The organism is Pseudoxanthomonas sp. X-1, assembly GCF_020042665.1.
GTDB classification, from domain to species: Bacteria; Pseudomonadota; Gammaproteobacteria; order Xanthomonadales; family Xanthomonadaceae; genus Pseudoxanthomonas_A; species Pseudoxanthomonas_A spadix_A.
On sequence record NZ_CP083376.1, the window covers coordinates 634,084 to 653,239 of the forward strand.

At 66.8% G+C, this 19,156-nt stretch carries 12 protein-coding genes; all 12 read left to right on the plus strand.

The genetic code is table 11. From position 1 onward, the window contains the following. Positions 1–39: 39 nt before the first annotated feature. A complete protein-coding gene (locus LAJ50_RS02900; RefSeq protein ID WP_138651736.1) occupies positions 40–1,035 on the plus strand; it encodes a major capsid protein in 996 nt (331 codons plus the stop codon). Between the two features lie 15 nt (positions 1,036–1,050). Continuing rightward, a complete protein-coding gene (locus LAJ50_RS02905) occupies positions 1,051–1,473 on the plus strand; it encodes a Bbp16 family capsid cement protein (protein ID WP_138651734.1) in 423 nt (140 codons plus the stop codon). Between the two features lie 14 nt (positions 1,474–1,487). Further along, positions 1,488–1,814: a hypothetical protein gene (locus LAJ50_RS02910; protein WP_138651732.1), complete on the plus strand. Its 327-nt coding sequence runs from the start codon at positions 1,488–1,490 to the stop codon at positions 1,812–1,814. Between the two features lie 84 nt (positions 1,815–1,898). Continuing rightward, positions 1,899–2,216 carry a capsid staple protein gene (gene gp10 / locus LAJ50_RS02915; RefSeq protein ID WP_224096447.1) on the plus strand — a complete coding sequence of 106 codons (318 nt, stop codon included), beginning with the start codon at positions 1,899–1,901 and terminating at the stop codon, positions 2,214–2,216. 3 nt (positions 2,217–2,219) lie between these two features. Beyond that, a complete protein-coding gene (locus LAJ50_RS02920) occupies positions 2,220–2,837 on the plus strand; it encodes a hypothetical protein (protein WP_138651728.1) in 618 nt (205 codons plus the stop codon). After that, positions 2,834–5,326: a hypothetical protein gene (locus LAJ50_RS02925; RefSeq protein WP_138651726.1), complete on the plus strand. Its 2,493-nt coding sequence runs from the start codon at positions 2,834–2,836 to the stop codon at positions 5,324–5,326. The genes LAJ50_RS02920 and LAJ50_RS02925 overlap by 4 nt, the downstream gene beginning before the upstream one ends. Before the next feature lie 25 nt (positions 5,327–5,351). Then, complete coding sequence (locus tag LAJ50_RS02930; RefSeq protein ID WP_138651724.1) at positions 5,352–5,777, plus strand: hypothetical protein; 426 nt, start codon at positions 5,352–5,354, stop codon at positions 5,775–5,777. Beyond that, positions 5,777–6,277, plus strand: coding sequence for a hypothetical protein (locus LAJ50_RS02935; protein WP_138651722.1), 501 nt, complete (start codon positions 5,777–5,779; stop codon positions 6,275–6,277). The genes LAJ50_RS02930 and LAJ50_RS02935 overlap by 1 nt, the downstream gene beginning before the upstream one ends. Continuing rightward, complete coding sequence (locus tag LAJ50_RS02940) at positions 6,277–8,493, plus strand: hypothetical protein (RefSeq protein ID WP_138651720.1); 2,217 nt, start codon at positions 6,277–6,279, stop codon at positions 8,491–8,493. Before LAJ50_RS02935 ends, LAJ50_RS02940 begins: the two co-directional genes overlap by 1 nt. Further along, entirely contained in the window at positions 8,490–15,911 is a 7,422-nt protein-coding gene (locus tag LAJ50_RS02945) for a zeta toxin family protein (protein ID WP_138651718.1), read from the plus strand. Before LAJ50_RS02940 ends, LAJ50_RS02945 begins: the two co-directional genes overlap by 4 nt. A gap of 63 nt (positions 15,912–15,974) precedes the next feature. Next, on the plus strand, positions 15,975–17,507 hold the full coding sequence (locus LAJ50_RS02950; protein WP_138651716.1) for a hypothetical protein: 1,533 nt from the start codon (positions 15,975–15,977) through the stop codon (positions 17,505–17,507). Further along, complete coding sequence (locus LAJ50_RS02955; RefSeq protein WP_138651714.1) at positions 17,507–19,084, plus strand: hypothetical protein; 1,578 nt, start codon at positions 17,507–17,509, stop codon at positions 19,082–19,084. Before LAJ50_RS02950 ends, LAJ50_RS02955 begins: the two co-directional genes overlap by 1 nt. Positions 19,085–19,156 lie beyond the last annotated feature (72 nt).

A 19,156-nucleotide genomic window follows, 5' to 3' on the forward strand; every position in this document is an offset into this window, starting at 1 on the left:
CCGCCGCAAGGCGGTTTTTTTATTCCTACGGAGAACACCATGGCCACCATTGGCGGCGATGCAGTAACCCTCATCGACGTGGCGAAGCGACTGGACCCGGACGGCAGCGTCCCGGACATCGCCGAGCTGCTCACCCAGAACAACGAAATCCTGCTGGACATTCCGTGGTACGAGGGCAACCTGCCCACCGGCCACCGCGTGACCCAGCGCACCGGCCTGCCGGCGGCGTACTACCGCAAGATGAACGCCGGTATCCCGAAGTCCAAGAGCACCACCGCGCAGATCGACGAGGCGTTCGGTGAGCTGACCGCGTTGAGCGAGATCGACAAGTCGATCGCCGACCTCAACGGAAACACCACGGCTTTCCGCCTGTCCGAGTCGCGCCCCTTCATCGAGGCGATGAACCAGACGTTCTGCACCAAGCTGTTCTATGGCAACGTCGCCGCGAACGGCGAGGAGATCCAGGGCCTGGCCCCTCGATTCTCCAGCCTGAGCGCAGCTAACGGCGTCAACATCATCGACGCCGGCGGCACGGGCTCGAACAACACCTCTCTGTGGCTGGTCGGCTGGTCCGATCACACCGTGTGGGGCGGCTTCCCGAAGGGCTCGAAGGCCGGTATCCAGTTCACCCCCGGTGATGGCGACGACTGGGCGTTCGATGCGAGCAACAACCGCTTCCGCGCCTACATCGACGACTACAAGTGGCACAACGGCCTGGTCATGAAGGACTGGCGCTTCGTGGTCCGCATCGCGAACATCGACGTGACCGCGCTGACCAAGAACGCCGCGTCTGGCGCCGATCTGCTCGACCTCGTCGCGCAGGCCGTCGAGCGCATCCACTCGCTCACCGGTGTGACGCCGCGCTTCTACGGCAACCGCACCCTCTCGTCCTTCTTCCGCCGTCAGACCGTGAACAAGGTCGCCAACAGCACCCTCGCGTGGGGTGATGTCGCCGGCAAGCGGATCCTGATGCTGGAAGAAGTTCCGTTCCGCCGCGTCGATGCGCTGCTGAACACCGAAGCCCGCGTGGTCTAACCGGAGAACCAAGCCATGTTCCTCGACGCAAAAAACGAGTTCTCGACGGCGCAGACCATTGCGACCGCCGTGTCCACCAACACCATCGACCTCACCCCGCTCAAGGCGGCGGCGCGCGACATTGGTATCGGCCAGCCGATCTATCTGGTGCTGACCACGCCGACCACCCTGGCCGGCACCTCGCCGACCCTGACCGTCGCGATCCAGACCGACGACAACACCGCGTTCTCCTCGCCGGCGGTCCTGGCGACGAGCGCGGCCTACGCCCCGGCCGACTTCGCGAACGGTCCGATCGTCATCCCGCTGCCGAGCGGCGCCGAGAAGTACCTGCGGCTCAGCTACACCGCGGGCGGCACGGTCACGGCGGGCACGGTCACCGCAGGCCTGACGCTGGACGCCCAGCGCCTGAAGGTCTACCCGCGCAACTACACGGTCTAAGGGAGGGCTGACACATGACCATCAAAGTGAAGGCCATCGCCGAGGGCTACTACGGCGACGTGCTGCGCATCCCGGGCACCGCCAACGCGGAGTTCGAGATCGGCAGCGAGGAGGAGCTGGGCAAGTGGATGGAGGTGGTCGGCGGGAAGGCCTCCTCCGACGATCCGCCGCCGGCCGATCCGTTCCTGGATCGCACCGTGGCGGACATCACCGGCGATCTGGCGTCGCTCACGCCCGAGCAGCTGGTCAGCTACCGCGATGCGGAGTCGAAGGGCAAGGCGCGCAAGGGCGTGCTGGAAGCCATCGACGCCGAGACCGCGGCGCGCTCGGCCGACGCGTAACCCACCCACCCACCGCAGCAGAGACAGGGGGCGCCTTCGGGCGCCCTCTGCATTTCTGGAGAGAGCGCAATGAAGCTGGTATCGATGAAGAAGACCGACGAGGAGGAAAAGAAGGAAGCCTCGTCCGAGTGCTGCGGCGACTACAAGGAGCCCGACTACCCGTGGGGCCTGCGTGTCCGTCTGGAGGACGAGCAGCTGGAGGCCCTGGGCATCGGGAGCATGCCGCCGGTGGGCGCTCCGATGGAGCTACAGGCCCTGGCCAAGGTGATTTCGGTCTCTGAGGAGCAGGTAGAGGGCAAGCCCAAGCGCTGCCTGGAGCTGCAGATCACCGATCTGGCGGTCGGCGGCATCCGCATGCCCATCGCTGATCGACTGTTCGCGAAGGGCGCAGAGCAGGGCTGACCCATGACCTCGCCGATCGATATCTGCAACCTCGCGCTGGGACACATCCGCGCGGGGCGTCGCATCGCGGCGCTGACCGAGAACAGCGAGGAGGCGGATGCCTGCGGGCAGTTCTACGAAATGGCACGCGACACCGCGCTGGCGGCCTACACGTGGCAGTTTGCGCGCCGCTACGCCGCGCCGGCATTGGTGACCGCGCCGCCGGCCGGATACTCGCAGGCTTATCGCGTGCCGGATGGGTGTCTCCAGGTGATCGCCCTGCGCGGCAGCGAGGAGTTGGCGGGCCAGCGGCATCACTGCTGGACGATGCCGCCTCTGCCCATCCATGACTTCGTGCTCGCGGCAGACGATGGTGGCCAGCTGGTGCTGACCAATCTGAGCAGCGCTGTGATGGCGTACACCAGCAGGGTCGAGAATCCGGACGCATGGAGCGCGCCATTCCGCCAGGCCGTGGGATTCCTGCTGGCCAGCTATATCTCGATCCCGATCACGGGGAAAGAAGACCTGGCCAAGACCAACCTTGGCTTCTATCAGGACGCGCTGGAGAGCGCCAAGCTCCACGACATTAGCCAGCAGAACCAGCAGGTTCAGGTGGCAAGCGGTGTCGAGGCGCGGCTATGAGCTCGCAGACCCAACCGACGTTCGCCGGCGGCGAGGTCTCACCTTCGGTTTCCGGCCGCGTCGATCTGGACCTTTACCAGAACAGCCTGGCCAAGTGCCGCAACTTCATCGTGCTGCGCACCGGCGGCATCGCCAACCGGCCAGGCTTTGAGTTCTGTGGACCGGTGATCAATCACGCAATCCCCTACTGGCTGCTGCCTTTCAGCTTCAACACCGAGCAGACCTACATCCTGGAGCTGGGCAACTTCACGATGCGCGTCATCAAGGATGGCGCCTACGTGCTGGGCACCGGCGGCACTCCCGTCGTGTTCGCGACTCCGTGGCCCTACGACGTGCTGAGCCGCCTGCAGATCACGCAGAGTGCGGACGTCATGTGGGTTGTCAGCAAGGGCTATCCGACGCAGAAGATCAGCCGCACCAGCCATACCGATTGGAGCGTCACGGACTACACCTTCGTGACCCCGCCTTTCCAGGACGTGAACCCGGACAAGACGGTCAAGGCCTACGCCAGTGCGGCGACCGGCACGGTCACGGTCACGGCCACCGCCGCCATCTTCAAGCCCAGCGACGTGGGCCAGTCCTTCTTCCTGGACATCGCCGACTATGGGGACTACACCCCCTGGGCGGCGGACACGGTATTCGGCGTCGGCGACTACACCTACAGCGACCAGAAAATCTACAAAGCCACCGCCAAGTTCACCAACAACCCGGACTTCACCACCTTCAAGACCGGAGCGACGCAGCCGACGCACACCGAGGGCTCTGCCTGGGACGGTAAGGGCTCCTACGATTCCGGCTCTGCGGGCTCGTCGTACAACATCGGCTTCAAGTGGCAGTACATCAACAGCGGCTTTGGGTTCGGCACCATCACCGCAGTGGCGTCTGACGGGCTATCCGCCACGGTCCAGGTCGTGACCGAGTTCCCCACACTGGTGGTCGGCAGCACGCACGCCACCTACAAGTGGGCGATCGGGGCGTTCGGCGGAAGCGACGGCTATCCGGCGGCGGTCGGCTTCTACCAGCAGCGTCTGGTGTTCGCCTGCACTGCGCTGCAGCCGCAGACCGCCTGGATGAGCAAGACCAACGTCTACAACGACCAAGGCGCCAGCCGGCCGACCGAGGACAACGACGCGATCAGCTTCACAATCGGCAGCCGCGAGGTGAACGAGATCCGCCACATCGTTCCGCTGCAAGTGCTGCTGCTGCTGACCAGTGGCGGCGAGTTCAAGGTGGCCACCGGCGACGGCAGCGGCACCATCACGCCCAGCTCGCTGTCGATCGAGCAGCAGGGCGGCCGGGGGAGCTCTTACGTCAGCCCGCTGGTGATCGGCTCGACCGCGCTGTACGTGCAGGCCAAGGGCAGCGTGGTGCGCGACCTGGGCTACCAGTACACCAACGACAGCTTCACCGGCGACGACCTCAGCGTGCGCGCCTCGCACCTGTTCGACGGCTTCCAGATCGTCCAATGGGCCTACGTCCAGGTGCCCTACTCGGCGGTGTTCGCGGTGCGCAACGACGGCAAGTTGCTGTGCCTGACCTACATGCGCGAGCAGTCCGTGGTGGGTTGGTCGCTGCTGGAGACCGATGGCTACGTGGAGAGCGTTGCGGCGATCGGAGAGGGCGATGAAGACGTGCTGTACCTGTCGATCAGGCGCGAGGTTGGAGGCGACACGGTGCGCTACGTCGAGCGCATGCACACCAGGCTGTTCACGGACCGCACCGACGCCTTCTTCGTCGACTCTGGCCTGACCTACGACGGGCGCAACACCGGCGCCACGACCGTGACCATCACCGCGGCGGACTACACCAAGGGCGCGACCCTGACCGCGACCCTGACGGCCGAGCTGCTCGATTCCAGCTACGTGGGCCGCTATATCCACGTGCCGGCGCATGACGATTCGGGTGTGGTCATGGTGCTGGAGATCATCGAGGTGGTGACCGCAGCGCAGGCGCATTGCACCGCGCAGCGCGACGTTCCGGAATCGCTGCAGGCCCTGGCGACAACGGACTGGGGTTTCGGCGTCAGGACCGTCACTGGCCTGGACCACCTGGAGGGCAAGACCTGCGCGATCCTGGCTGACGGTGCGGTCAAGGCGCAGCAGGTCGTCGATGACGGCACGTTGACGTTGGACTACCCGGCTGTGGTCATCCACGCCGGACTGCCCTATCGAGCGCTGGCGCAGACCCTGGACCTCTACAGCCAGCTGCAGGGCACCTCAATGCGGGACAAGCGGCGCAATGTCAGCAATGTCTCGTTGCTGTGTGAGGCATCTGCCGGCGTCATGGTTGGCCCGGAACTGGACGCCCTGCGTCCGATCAAGCAGCGCGACTACCAGTTCTATGACCAGACCGCCGGCCTGATTACCGGCATGGTGGACTGCACCTTCCCGGGGCGCTGGGACAGGTCCGGGCGCGTGCTGGTGGTGCAGGACGACCCGCTGCCGCTGTCGGTGCTGTCGATCACGCCGGAGTTCACTGTCGGTGGCTGACGTTGTACCCGTCACGCCCGAGCACGTGGCCGAACTCCTGCAGGGCATTCGGGCGCCAGACGTGGACGAGTTCTGGGCCGCCGCCAGGCTGACCCCTGCGCAGGCCCTGTCGATGTCCTTGGAGTGCCGCGGTGACCGCTGGGCAGCCCTTCACGAGGGGAAGCTGCTCTGCATCTTCGGCGTGGCGCGCGGCTCGCTGCTGACCACGTCCGGGACGATCTGGCTGATCGGTCATCGGCGCATCGACAGGATGGCGCGAGCCTTCCTCGTGGACTGCCGGCCGACGCTGGACGCGATCCTCAGCCGGTACAGCCACCTGTCCAACTACGTCGACGCGCGAAACAGGAGGGCAATCCGCTGGCTGCAGTGGCTCGGCTTCCAGATTCACCCCGCAGCTCCGCATGGCGCTGAGGGGCTTCCATTTCACTATTTCGAGAAGGGGTGTGGGTGATGTGCGAGCCGGTATCGATCTCGGCTGCCGTCGTTGCGGCGGTCTCCGCCTACGCTGACTACGAGCAGGCGGATGCGCAGGAGAAGTCCTACAAGGCCCAGGCTGAGGCCGAGGGCGTCCAGGCCAGCCAGCAGGTCAAGCAGGGCGCGTCGGAGGCCTACCAGCAGGTACGCGCCGCGCGTGCGGTGGCTGCCCAGCAGGACGCAGCCTTCGGTGCAAACGGGCTGCTGAGCACAAGCGGCAGCGCGCTCAACATCCTCACCGACACCTACAACGAGGGCCAGACCGCCGCCAACACGATCATCGGCAACGCCTACAACGGCGCGTTGAGCACTAGGTATCAGCAGAACGCGCTGCTCGCATCCGCCAAGAACGTGGGATCGAACAAGGTGGCCGGCTCGCTGCTGACGGGCGCCAGTACCTACTTCGGGATGGGCGGGAAGGTGAGCAACTTCAACACCAGCAGCGCCCCAACTCGCACCCGCAAGGGGGTGTACTAATGCCCCGCGTTCCGATCTACCGCACCAACGAGACCTTCCGCGCGCAGAGCGCGCCGGACTTGCGCGTCGCGCCCAATCAGCTCGGCCAGAAGGTGGCCATCGCCGCGCAGGAGGTCGGCGGTGCGGTCATCCGGCAGATGCGCGAGAACGACGAGACGAACCTGCTCGCGTTCAACAACGCCATGCTGCAGAACAAGGCCAAGCTGCTGAACGACCCGGACAGCGGGTTCCTGTCGTCCCAGGGCATCAACGCCCAGAACGCACGCGAGCAGGTGCGGCAGCAGTGGCAGGACCAGGCGCAGCTGGCGATTGCCGCGATGCCGGACCGGATCAAGGCGCGCGCCGAGGCGATGGCCGGCAAGTACACGCTGGACTTCGATAACGACGTGGATCGCCACGTGCGCCAGCAGACCGGGCTCTACCAGGATCAGGTCTACAAGGACACGATCGCGTCCACCGCCAACGAGGCGGCGCTGAGCTACAGCAATCCCGAGCGTGTCGCGCAGCAAGCGGAGTCTGCCGCCATCGCCACCCGGCTCGACCGTCGCCGTCAGGGCCTGCCCGAGGATGACGCCGCCAGCGCCGCGGCCAGCAGCGTCTACCAGGCCGCACTTGAGCGGCAGGCGGGCCTTGACCCGCTTGGCGCTGAGCGTCGCTACTACGAGCTGCTGAGCGAGGGAAAGCTGACTGGCGCCTCCGCGATGGCGATCGACCAGCTGATCAGGCCAGTCGCGCAGGACGCGGCATCCACCTCCGACGCCGACGCGATCAACAACGGCGGCACGCTGAGCGTCGGCGCGGCTCCGGCTGGCATCGATGACGCGATCATTGGCCTGGAGAGCGGAGGCGCTGCGACCGCCAAGAACCCGAACAGCTCGGCCACCGGAGCCGGCCAGTTTCTCGACTCGACCTGGCTGGACCAGATCCGCAAGAATCGGCCCGAGCTGACGCAGGGCAAGACCGACGCCGAAATCCTGGCGATGCGCAGCGACCCGAAGCTCTCGCGCGAAATGGTCGGCGCCTACCGCGAGGAGAACACGCGCCGCCTGCGCGCCGCCGGCCTGTCGGCATCTGCAGTGAACCTGTACGCCGCGCACCACTTCGGCGCGGCCGGCGCCACCGCCTTCGCCCGTGCCAGTACCGATGCGCCGATGACCACGATCCTGGACGCCCGTTCGATTGAGGCCAACCCGTACCTCAGGGGCAAGACCAAGGCGGACGTGCTGACCAACTGGCAGGGCCGAGGTCTGGCCGTCGGACAGGATTCGGTCACCTTCGCCGGCCCGGCGCAGAGCGAGGCCGAAGCGCTGCAGCGCGCCCAACAGATTGCCGACCCGCGCCGGCGGGACGCCGCGATGTCCAAGGTGCGCATGCAGTGGAGCATCCGCGATGCCCAGGAGGCTGCGGCGAAGAAGGCCACCAGCGAGCGCGTGTTCAACACCATCGCGGCCAACACCAACCCGACCGCCAGCCTGGCCGCGATCATCTCGCCGGCCGACTACGCCGAGCTGACCAGGAACGGCCAGCTGCTGGCGATGGAGAACTATCGGAAGAACATCCTGGAAGGGCGTCTGATCCAGGACAACCCGGTACTGGCCGACGAGCTCTATCGCCAGTCCGCGCTGGATCCTGACGCTTTCCGGAAGCGAGACCTGCACGCACTGGCCGACAACCTCAGCGCCAGCACGCTGACCGAGCTGGTCAACCGGCAGAAGGCGCTGGACAGCAAGGATGCCAGCCAGTCGAAGGACTGGATGAGCGATGAGGATCGGCTCAATGCCGGCTTCACCATGTTGGGCATCGGCAAGGAAGGCGACGTCAGCGGCACCGGTTCGGAGAGCAAGAACGCACCGCGCGACCGTCTGCGTGGTGAGTTCCGGATCGCCTACCAGAACGCTTACACGACCTTCATGCAGCAGGCCGGCAACAAGAAGCCCACCCCGGAGCAGGCCGACGCGCTGCTGCGCACCGTCGCCAAGCAGTTCGCCCCGCGCATGACCTCCGGCGCGCTGGGCGTCACGCAGGATGATGGGCGATTCAAGCTCACCCCCAAGAGTACGGGCGGCATGTATAGCCGCGCCGCCGGCTACCAGCTCCAGATCAGCGAGGCAGACCGCACTGCCGTGCGTGACGCCTACCGCGCCAAGTTCGGGATCAATCCCACCGACGCGTGGATCACCCAGTACATCACCGCTAAGCGAGGCGCCGCGAAGTGACAGACAACCTGCTCGATGGTTTCGACGACCTGGCCCAACAGATCGAGGACCAGCGCAAGCAGCGCCTGCGCGCCGCCGCCGTCTCCACCGGCGACCAGCGTCCAGATGATGCCGCCCGCGCCAACGACATCGCCGCGCGCCGCGGCCTGCCATTCGGGGTCGTTGCCGACAACTTGAAGGACTTCCACGAGCAGGACCGGCTCGATGACATCGACTCGGTCGGGCAGCGTGCGCCGGTGGTTGGTCAGTTCCTGGCCGATCCTCGCCGCATGGCGCTGGCCGGCGATGAGGCGCAGGGCCTGGAGCGGTTGTCCGGGAGCCTGGCCGGGACGCGCGAACCGGAGGACATGAGCTTCTTCCATCGCACGATCCGCAACCTGCTGCCGGTCGGTGATGCCACCTACAAGGCCAATGTCGGCACCTCGCTGGACTACATGGGCGCAAGGTTCCAGACCTCCGACGCCAAGGTGTTCTCGACCGCGGCGCAGTCTGTGGGCCGGATGCTGTCCTTCGCCAACATCGCCAACCGGTTCGTTTCCGAGCAGTACCAGCGCGCATCGGAAGCGGCGGGCGCGCGCGGCGATACGGAGCGGCAGCAGGCGCTTGCTCGCGTCGCCGAGGCGTACCGCGACCCGACTGGCGTGGAGAGCTTCGTCCAGGGCGCGCAGGCGTTCACCCAGGATCTGACCGCGCAGCAGCAGGCCCTTGGCAGCCAGACCCAGCGCCCCGCCAGCGTGCGGGCGGCGATCGATGCGCCCGGCAACTCCCTGCGGTACTACGGCGGCATGCTGGCCGACTCGGTGCCCGCGATGCTGTTCGCGATGGCCACGCGCAGCCCACAGGCCGGTGCGGCTGCCATGGGCGCCACCACGGGCATGCAGACCTACGCGGACCGGGTCAACGAGGGCGCGGGCGACGTGCAGGCCCTGCGCGAGGGCGCGGCCCAGGGCGGCATCGAGGCGGTCGGCTCGGTGGTCCCTCTGTCGCATGCCTTCGGTGGTGGCGCGCGCCGCTTCATCACCACGCCCCTGGCCGAGGCAATCTCGGAGGGCGCCACCCAGGCCGCGCAGGTCGACGCTGAGGATTTGCTGCAGGGCAAGCAGACGCCCAGCAGCGAGAAGTTCGCCCAGGTGATGGACGCGATGATCGTGGGCGGGCCGATGGGCCTCATCGAGGCCGCCGGCGGCGGTGCCCCGTCCCAGGCTCAGCAGCGCGCGTTCGGCGAGCAGGTGCAGCAGGCGGTCGCATCGGCTGACCAGGTCGCCCAGTTGAAGGACATCACCGACGCCGCAGCAGGCACCAGGCTGGTAGAGCGCTCGCCGGCCGACGCGGAGGCCTTCGTGGAGGCGTCCGGCGCCGGTAGTGCCCGGGTGTACCTGCCGGCCGACTCGGTCGCGACCCTATTCCAGTCGTCCCCTGGCACGCTGGAGGAGGCAGTCGGCGGCCCCGAGGTGTTGGCCGAGCAGATGGCCAGCGGCGACGTCACGATCCCCATGTCCAAGTGGGTGAGCGTCGTGTCCCGCATGCCGAACGTCGAGGAGATCCGGCGCCATGCGCGGCTGTCCGCTGAGGGTATGTCCGAGGCCGAGCTTGAGAACTTCGATCCCGAGTCCATCGCCCAGGAGCTGGGCATCGGCCCGACCCAGGCCAGCGAGGCGCAGGCACCGGACACGGCCTCCGAGGTCCAGGCCGACGTCTACGCGCAGCTGCTGGCGACGCAGCGCTACACGCCGGCGCAGGCGGAGGCGCAGTCCAAGCTGTGGGGCGCGGCGTTCGGGCGCCTTGGCCAGATGACCGGTCAGGATCCTCTCGCCCTCTACCGGGAGCGCATGGCGGGCATCCGTACCGGGACCGACGTGGAAACGCGCGGCGCGACCTCGCTGGCCCAGGGGCCGGCGCCCACTGAGCCAGCCCCGGGCGCGGCGCTGCGCGAGCGCTGGGCGACCGACTTCGACACCGCCGCGGCCGACTATGCCGCCCAGACCGGCGAGTTCGACACGGAAGGCGGACGGGTGCTGAACACCGACTTGGCGCGCGAGTTGTCGCCGGAGTATCGCGCCGACCGCACGCGCAGCGCGGACGTCCACGAGGCGGCCAGCGACTTCGTCAAGGAGCTCTACCGCCGCAAGCTGGAGGCTCCGACGCCGGAGGGCATGAGCCCGACTGTGCTGTTCTCGGCCGGCGGAACAGGCGCCGGCAAGACCACCGGCCTGCGGGCGATGGGCGAGGCCCTGGGCAATCCGGAGATCATCTACGACACCAACATGAACACGTTGGAGTCGGCGGCTCAGAAGATCGATCAGGCGCTGGAAGCCGGCCGCGACGTGAAGATCCTCTACACCTACCGCGACCCGGTCGAGGCGCTGCGCGGCGGCGCCCTGCCGCGTGCGATGCGCATGGCTGCCGAGCAGGGGACCGGCCGCACCGTGCCGATCGCCGAGCACGCCAAGACGCACGCCGGCAGTGCCAAGGTGATCCGACAGCTGGCCGAGCGGTATGCCGGTGATGAGCGCGTGGAGGTGGTGGCGATCGACAACAGCCGAGGGCGCAATGCCGCGGCGCTGGTTCCGCTGGACAGCCTGCCTGAGGTGGTGGAGAATCGTCTCCATGAAGACCTCCGCGCCAGCCTCGAAGAAGCCCGCGCCGCCGGTGAAATCTCCGACGTCGTCTACCAAGGCTTCATCGGTCAGCCGGTCGAAGATGCCCAGCAATTGGGCGCAGTCGATCGTGGACAATCTGAACCGGCAAACGGCCGTGAAGTAACCGACCAAACCCCGCCCACCGGCGGGGTTTCTGCTTCTGGGCAGGGCATCCTCCAGCGTGCGTTCGACTCGGTGCGCCGCTTCTTCCAGCCGGCCTACCACGGCACGCCCCACGAGGTGGAGCGTTTCAGCCTGCAGAAGATCGGAAGCGGCGAGGGGAACCAGGCTTTCGGGTGGGGCATGTACTTCGCCAGCAAGCGCTCGGTCGCGGACTACTACGCTGCGGCCGTCTCCCGGGAGCAGCGCGAGGGCGATGCGGCGCTGTCGGAGGCGCGCGACAACCTGCGCGCCGCGCTGAAGGCTGAGGACGACCTGGGCTTCGACACCTTCGGCGAAGCGGTCAACAGCCTGCTGGCCGATGCGAATTGGCGCGATCGCTGGGATCTGACAGACGCCGATCGGGTCGGCACGGCGCTGGAGGCGTACCGCGCGCGCCGCGACGCCCTGCAGGGGAAGCTCTACCAGGTCGAGGTGCCGGAGGACGCGAACCTCCTGGACTACGACAAGCCGCTGGGCAGCCAGCCGGCCGCCGTGCGCGAGGCGATCCAGCCGTTGGCTGCCGAGGTGTACGGAAACCAGTACAGCGTGGACCACATCGCCGCGTGGTTCACCGGCCAGGGCGGCGGGCCGAAGGCGGGCGACTTCGTCAGCCGGCTGGGCCGGTTCATGCAGTTCGAGCGTCGCGCCGAGAACGGCCCCCGTGCCGCCAGCGAGGCCATGCTTGCCGCCGGCGTGCCCGGGCTGCGGTATCTGGACGGCGGGTCGCGCGCGCAGGGCGAGGGCGCCTACAACTACGTGATCTGGGACGAGTCGGCCGTGGGCGACCTGCAGCGCCTCTACCAGGGCGACGAGAGTGCGCCGCGAGGGCAGATCGACGTGTTCCCCGACCAGCGCATGGCGATCAGCCTGTTCGAGTCGGCGGACCTGTCCACGTTCCTGCACGAGTCGGGCCACTTCTTCCTGGAGGTCTACCGCGACGCCGCGGCGGCCGAGGGCGCGTCACCGCAATTGCGCGCGGATTTCGACGCGCTGGTGCAATGGCTGGGCGTGGACTCGCCGGACAAGATCGGCACCGAGCAGCACGAGCAGTTCGCGCGGGGCTTCGAGGCGTACCTGGGCGAGGGGCGCGCGCCGTCGGCCGACCTGCAGGCGGTGTTCTCGCAGTTCCGGGCCTGGCTGCTGGGCGTCTACCGCACCCTGGCCGGCCTCAAGGTCCAGCTGACCGACGAGGTGCGCGGCGTGTTCGACCGCATGCTGGCGACCGAGGCTGAGATTGAGGTGGCCCAGGCCAGGTCCGGCGCGCAGCCCCTGGCGCGCACGGCCGCCGAAGCGGCGCAGCTTGGGCTCACCGAGAAGCAGTTCAACGACTACCAGCGCATGCTCGCCGCTGCGGCCGAAGAAGCCCGGGCCGAGGTTCAGCAGAAGCTGGAGCAGGCGCACACCCGCGAGCGTGAGCGCTGGTGGAAGGACGAGGCCGAGAACGTCCGCGGCGAGGTCCAGGCTGAGATCGAGGCGCAGCCGGCGGTGCGCGCGCGGCGCATCCTGGCCGGCGCTGCCGAAGCGGCAGGCGAGCCGGTGCCGGCGGCGCTGAGGGGCATGAAGCTGGACCGCGCGGCACTGGTGGCCGACTACGGCGCCGACCACCTCAAGAAGCTGGGCCGGGTCTACGCGCGGAAGGGCGGCGTCCACCCGGACGAGGCGGCGGCGCTGCTGGGGTTCTCGTCGGGCGACGAGCTGGTGCAGGGGCTGTGGGGCGTGGACCAGGCGTTGGCGGCGATCCCAGACGAGGTGCGCCGGCGCATGCACGAGCGGCACGGCGACCCGATGACCGATGGGTCGCTGCCGGCGCTGGCGCTGGAGGCCGTCCACAACTCCAAGCGTGCCCAGGTGCTCGACCGAGAGCTGGCGGTCCTGGCGCAGCTGGCCGGCGAGCCGCGGCCCAGCCGGCGCGAGCTGCGCGCCGTCGCTGAGGACGTGGTCGCCCGCAAGACCGACCGCCAGATTCGGCCCAACGATTACTTGGTGGCGGAGCGCCGGGCAGCGACCGACTCCGCGCGCGCCGCCGCCAGCGGCGACTATGGCGCGGCACTGCTGGCCAAACGTCGTCAGGCGCTCAATGCGGCGCTCTACGCGGCTGCGCGGCGCGCCAAGGACGAGATCGCCAGCAAGGCGACCGACATACGCAAGCAGAGCGAGGGCAAGGCGCGCGAACGCCTGGGCTTGGCGGGAGCCGACTACCTGGAGGCCATGGACGCCCTGACCGAGGCGTTCGAGTTCCGTCCAGTGTCGGCCCGGGAGGTGGCACGCCGTCAGTCGTTGCGTGCTTGGGTGGAGGCCAGGCAGGCCGACGACGACCTGACCGCCGTCACGGACACGCTTCTGGCGCGGGTAGAGGCCGAGCGCGTCACCAACTACCAGGACATGACGCTGGCCGAGCTGCGCGAGCTGCACGACGCGGTGACCAACATCGCGCACCTGGCCAGACTCAAGAACGAGCTGTTGAAAGGGAAGGACAAGCGGGAGTGGAAGGCCGCGCAGGAGGAAATGGCCGGCGCGATCCGCACCGCCTTGGCAGCAGGCAAACCGGTCCCGTTCTCGGACGCCGATCGCACCGTGATCCAGAGCGTGGGCTCGGCCTACGAAGGCCTGCTGGACTGGGTTGTGCGGCCGGAGACGGTCGTCGAGTGGCTGGACGGAGGCGAATCCGGCCCCTGGCACGACTACCTGTGGAACCAGGCCGAGGCCGCGCAGCAGATGCGGATCGACTACCGCAAGAAGGTCGGGGGCATGCTCGCCGACATGGCCAACGCCATGACCAGCCAGCAGCGCGCGGACCTGCAGCGGAAGGTCTACATCCAGGGCCTGGGCCGGTCGGTGTCGCGCAACACGATCGTGGCGATGGCCCTGAACATGGGCAACGCTGGCAACCGCGACAAGCTCATGCGCGGCGGCTATCTGGCCGACGGCAGCACGGTCCCCTTCAACACGGAGACGGTTGCCGAGATGCTGGGGCACCTGACCCCAGCCGACGGGCAGATGATCCAACGCATCTGGGATGCCGTGGACTCGCTGTGGCCGGACATCGAGGCGCAGCAGAAGCGCCTGTCCGGCGTCGCCCCGGAGCGCATCGAGCCGGTGCCCCTCATCTTCACCGGCGCCGGTGGCGCGCAGATCAGCCTGCGCGGCGGGTACTACCCGGCGGTGTACGATCCGCGCGCCTCGCGTGGTGGCACCCAACAGGCGCGCGCAGCCGAGGAGCGCATCATGGGCGGGACGTTCTCCCGGGCCATGACCAGCAAGGGACACACCAAGGAGCGCACCGAGTACGCCGCGCCGATGCTGCTCGACTACCACGCGGTACTGTCGCGCCACCTCAACGACGTGATCACCGACCTATCCCACCGCGGCTACGTGAAACAGGCCTTGCGCGTTCTGGAGGACGGGGAGCTCAAGGGGCTGATCATCGAGCGGCTGTCGGAGGGCGCCTACCACTCGCTCTACGGCAGCGTGAAGAACGCCGTCGCCGGCGCGTCGATCGCCGAGCCTGGGTCGAAGATGGCGGAAAAGCTCGCCGACGCCGTGCTCACCAACACGGCCGTCGCCGCGCTCGGCTTCCGCATCCCGCTGGTGCTGGCAAACTCGGTCGTCGCGCCGATCCAGGCCGCTGCGCGCGTCGATCCCAAGTATCTGGCCACCGGCTACACCGCCTACTACCGCAACCCTGCGGCGGCGACGCGCGCCATCCACGAGCTGTCGCCCTTCATGCTGGACCGGGCCGACTCGATGGATTCGACCTACCAGCAGGTGCTTGGCAAGCTGACCGGAAAGAAGGGCATCCGCGCGGCGGCGATGAAGATGGCCATGGAGGTTCACCGCTGGGTGGTGCCTATCTCGGAGCGCGCAATCTGGCTTGGCCGCTACCAGCAGGCCCTGGCCGAAGGTATCGGCCAGGCCGATGCGGTGCTGCTCGCCGACAAGTCGATACGACAGACCCAGCAGGCCGGCGCGCCCAAGGATCTCTCGGCCGCCGAGCGTGACCCCCGTTACAAGTGGGTCCGCATGTTCATCGGCCCGATGATCATCATGAACAACCGGCTGCAGGAATCCGGCTTGCGCGGGCTTTACCTGGGCCGAGTCCAGTCGCCGGCGCGGGCCTTGGGCACGTGGCTATCGGCTGCCGTGCTGTCGAACGCGGTGTTCGAGCTGCTGATGGGGCGCGGCCCCGGAGACGATGACGACGACGGACTGGATGCCGAGGACTGGGCTGCCTGGCTCGCGCGCAAGTCGGCGCTGTTCCCTCTGCAGACCTTCCCGCTGGTGCGTGACGTCGCCGCGGCTGTCGATGCCGCCATAGAGGGCAAGCAGCAGTCCAGCCGGCCAAATCCGATCGTCGATGCAGGCGTGGCGCTCGCGCGGTTCGGACAGGCCGCATGGCGGGAGGGTCATGACTGGTTCGCCGAGGACGACGAGGTCGACACCGAGAAGCTGCTCAAGACCGGCGTGCGCGCTGCCGGCCCGGTAACTGGCATCCCCAGCAATCAGATGCTGACCACCGGCGAATACCTCTACGACGTGAGCACCGGGCAGTACACGCCGGACAATCCGGCCGAGGCTGCCGCCTACCTCCTCTATCGCCGACCCAAGGACAAGCAGTAGTCCGCCACAGCACACACGCCACCCGGCCCGCCACGCGCGGGCCTTTTCATTTCCGGAGATCGCATGACCATCACCAGCACCGACCAGCGCAAGGCCTACGAGGGCAATGGCCTGGCCACTCAGTTCGTTGGCCCTCGCGCGTTCAAGGCGGAGCACTTGCGTGTGTTCGTCGGCAACGATCCCAGCTACACGTTGGTGCCAACCAGCCAGTACACGGTGCGCGGATTGTCCGCGAATCAGACGGTGGTGACCTTCAACACCGCGCCGGCGTCAGGCAAGGACATCCTGATCCTGCGGACAGTGCCCTACGATCAGCCGACCAGTGTCACCAATCAGGGGGTTTTCCTTCCGCAGATCCATGAGGACGCCTTCGATTACCGGGTGATGCAGATCCAGCAGCTGGTGGATGGTTCGCTTTCGCTGGTGTTCGAGGACGGCAGCGGTGAGTTCGTATGGGATGCGAAGGGCTCGCGCATCATCAATCTGGGCAATGCGCTGAACCCCGGCGACGCGGTCAACCTGACTACGCTGTTCAAGTACATCGACCAGGCCGCGACGGGCGGAATCGGCGTGGATCCGAAATATTGGCCGTGGGTAGGCGATGGGACAACCAAAGCTTTTCCGATCCCCGGCGCGGACGTGTCCAGCCCGCTGATGTTCGATACCGCGCAGGAGCAGACCGCCGGCGCCGGCCGCTACCTTGTGCTGGACCCGGCCGTCGATTTCACGATCGAGATCGCCAGCGATCCGACCGAGAGCCTGTTGCGCATGGCGGTCGCTCCGGCAAATGGCGTGCATGGCTTCACCGTCATGCGCGGATTCGCTCGGCCTTACTCAGGCGATCCGCCGCTCACCACCGTTGCGCCGATCGTCACCACTGTCACTGCAAACACCGTGGTCGATGCCGCCTCGCAAAACGCGCTGCTGATCGTCGACGCGAGCGCGGACGTGACGATCACGATTCGTTCCAATACCGGCAGCTCAACGCAGGACTGGACTTTAGGTGAGGGGTTCAGCGTCCAGCAGAAGGGTGCGGGCAAGGTCACACTGGCGATGCAATCCGGCGGCACGATAACTCCGTCGCCGGGCTTCCTGGCGCAAACGCGCGGGCAGGGCAGCATTATCAGCGCGACCTGCACCAATCCCGCCACAAATGCCTGGGCATCCTCCGGCGACTTGCTGCGCGTGGCCAACACGGCCGACAAGCAGCACATCGCGCTGATCGATCGCTCGGTCCTGATAGGAACCAACATCACCGCGGCCGCAGGCACGGCCAAAAACAGCTTCACCATGCCTTACGGCCTGCTGCTGGACGCGGTGGCGGATGGCGGGCTGTATGCGACCCTGTCGGTCGCGCAGGCGGCGGGATCCCTCGTCACTGTGGACGTCAAGCGCAACGGCGTTTCGATCCTTTCGACCAAGCTCACGTTCGATAACGCCGAACGGACAACTGTCACCGCGGCGACGCCGCCCGTAATCCTCAGCGGAGGGAATGTCCTGAGCAAAGGCGATGAGATCACCATCGAGGTGACGCAGATCGGCACGGCCCTAGCCAAGGGCCTGACCGTGTATCTGGTCGGATCGAGGATTAGCTGATGATCGCGCGCCCTTATGATCGCCCCGATCTGGATCAAGCTCGATACGCACCGGCGCTGTACGTCACCGGCGCCCTGATCAGCGGCAAGCCGATGCTTGCCTACGAGGGACGTCTACAGATCCACAACGCCATCGGGGCGTGCACGGCCGAGCAGATCGACGGCGACACCCTGCCGAACGGGTCGGCCATCTATGTCGACCAGGCCACCAGCGAGGTGGTTGTAGCTTGGCCGGCCTACGCCGAGACCGGGGCAGCAGCGCTGAACAACCCAGGCTTCGAGGCGGGGAATCTGACCGGATGGGACGTCGTCACGATCGGCCAGCAAGGCACGCCACCCAACCATATCGGTGTGACCACCTCGCGCCCATACGCTGGTAGTTACTGCAGCCACTACGCCGGGCAGAAGGGCGTCGGCCACGCTGGCGGTATCGAGGCCCAGTGGCTCAACACCAAGCGCGCGGCCTGCTACCCACAGAAGAAGATCACCGCTGCAATCAAGGTCAGCTTCGACGACACCACCAGCAGCCAGAACCGTGGCCGCGCGCGGCTGGTGTTCTTTGACGGCAGTGGCAACCCGATCCAGGCCTATGACGGCAACCTGATCAAGGGCAATAGCGAGGCCTGGCAAGATTCGTCGCTGACGCAGGCGGCGCCCGAAGGCACGCGCTCGGTCGGCATGGGCGCGTGGGTCACGTCGAATCAGAGTGGCGCTGTGCGTTTGGACGCGGCCACCTGGGATGCGCCTGACATTGTGGGGACGGCAGTTGCTGGCGTGTTCAATCTCACTATCCGTGTACGGGATTCCGCTGGGCGTGTGTATTTCTGGATAGGCCAGGTGATCATCACGCCAGTGGGCTGGTCGCCCGCTGATCTTGCGGCCATGAATTGGTTTGACGCCAAGCTCAGCTCCTATGGGGAAATAGGGCCGGATTTGTTGCCCTTGGGATGGGAGAATCTCGGTTCCAACGGAGGATATACATCCAATTCTTACGGCCCACCTTCGATTCAGCCCAATGGGATGATGGGTCGAGATAATAACAACCCCTGGCAAATGTCATTGCCAGAATCCTCTAACTTCGTGCCTGTCGGGAACGTCGCATATTTCATGGCGGTGATCGCATATCCGGTCTCGGATAGCGAGGGCGTTTTTGTCCGACAGGGGCCGGGGACTGACATGACGACGCCGCACTTGGGGGTCAGGCCTACAAGTACCAGTGAGCACAATAACTACTCCGCAGACCTTTATGGGCAAACCGGAAGCGTAACTCTCAATGCACCTAATATTTTCGTAGCCACCTACGACGGCGCATTTAAACGAACATTCGTAAATGGCGTACAAGATGCATTCGTCGCTCAGACCAACCTTAATACCCAGGGCGGAACTAATTGGCTTGGCGGATATTCACAGTTCGGGGCTTCGCTGGTCGGCCAGATCGGCACCATTGCAACCGGCCCGGGCCCGCTAAGCACCGAGGATCGGCAGAAGCTAGAAGGGTATCTGGCTTGGCACTGGCAGGAACTCGGCGCTGTGGCCATGCTTCCGTCTGGGCATCCATACAAGAGCGCACCGCCCTGACCCGTCACACGAGCTCAGACGGTCCGGAGCATGGCGCCGCCATGGCGACCCGCTCAGCGATCACCGCCAGCG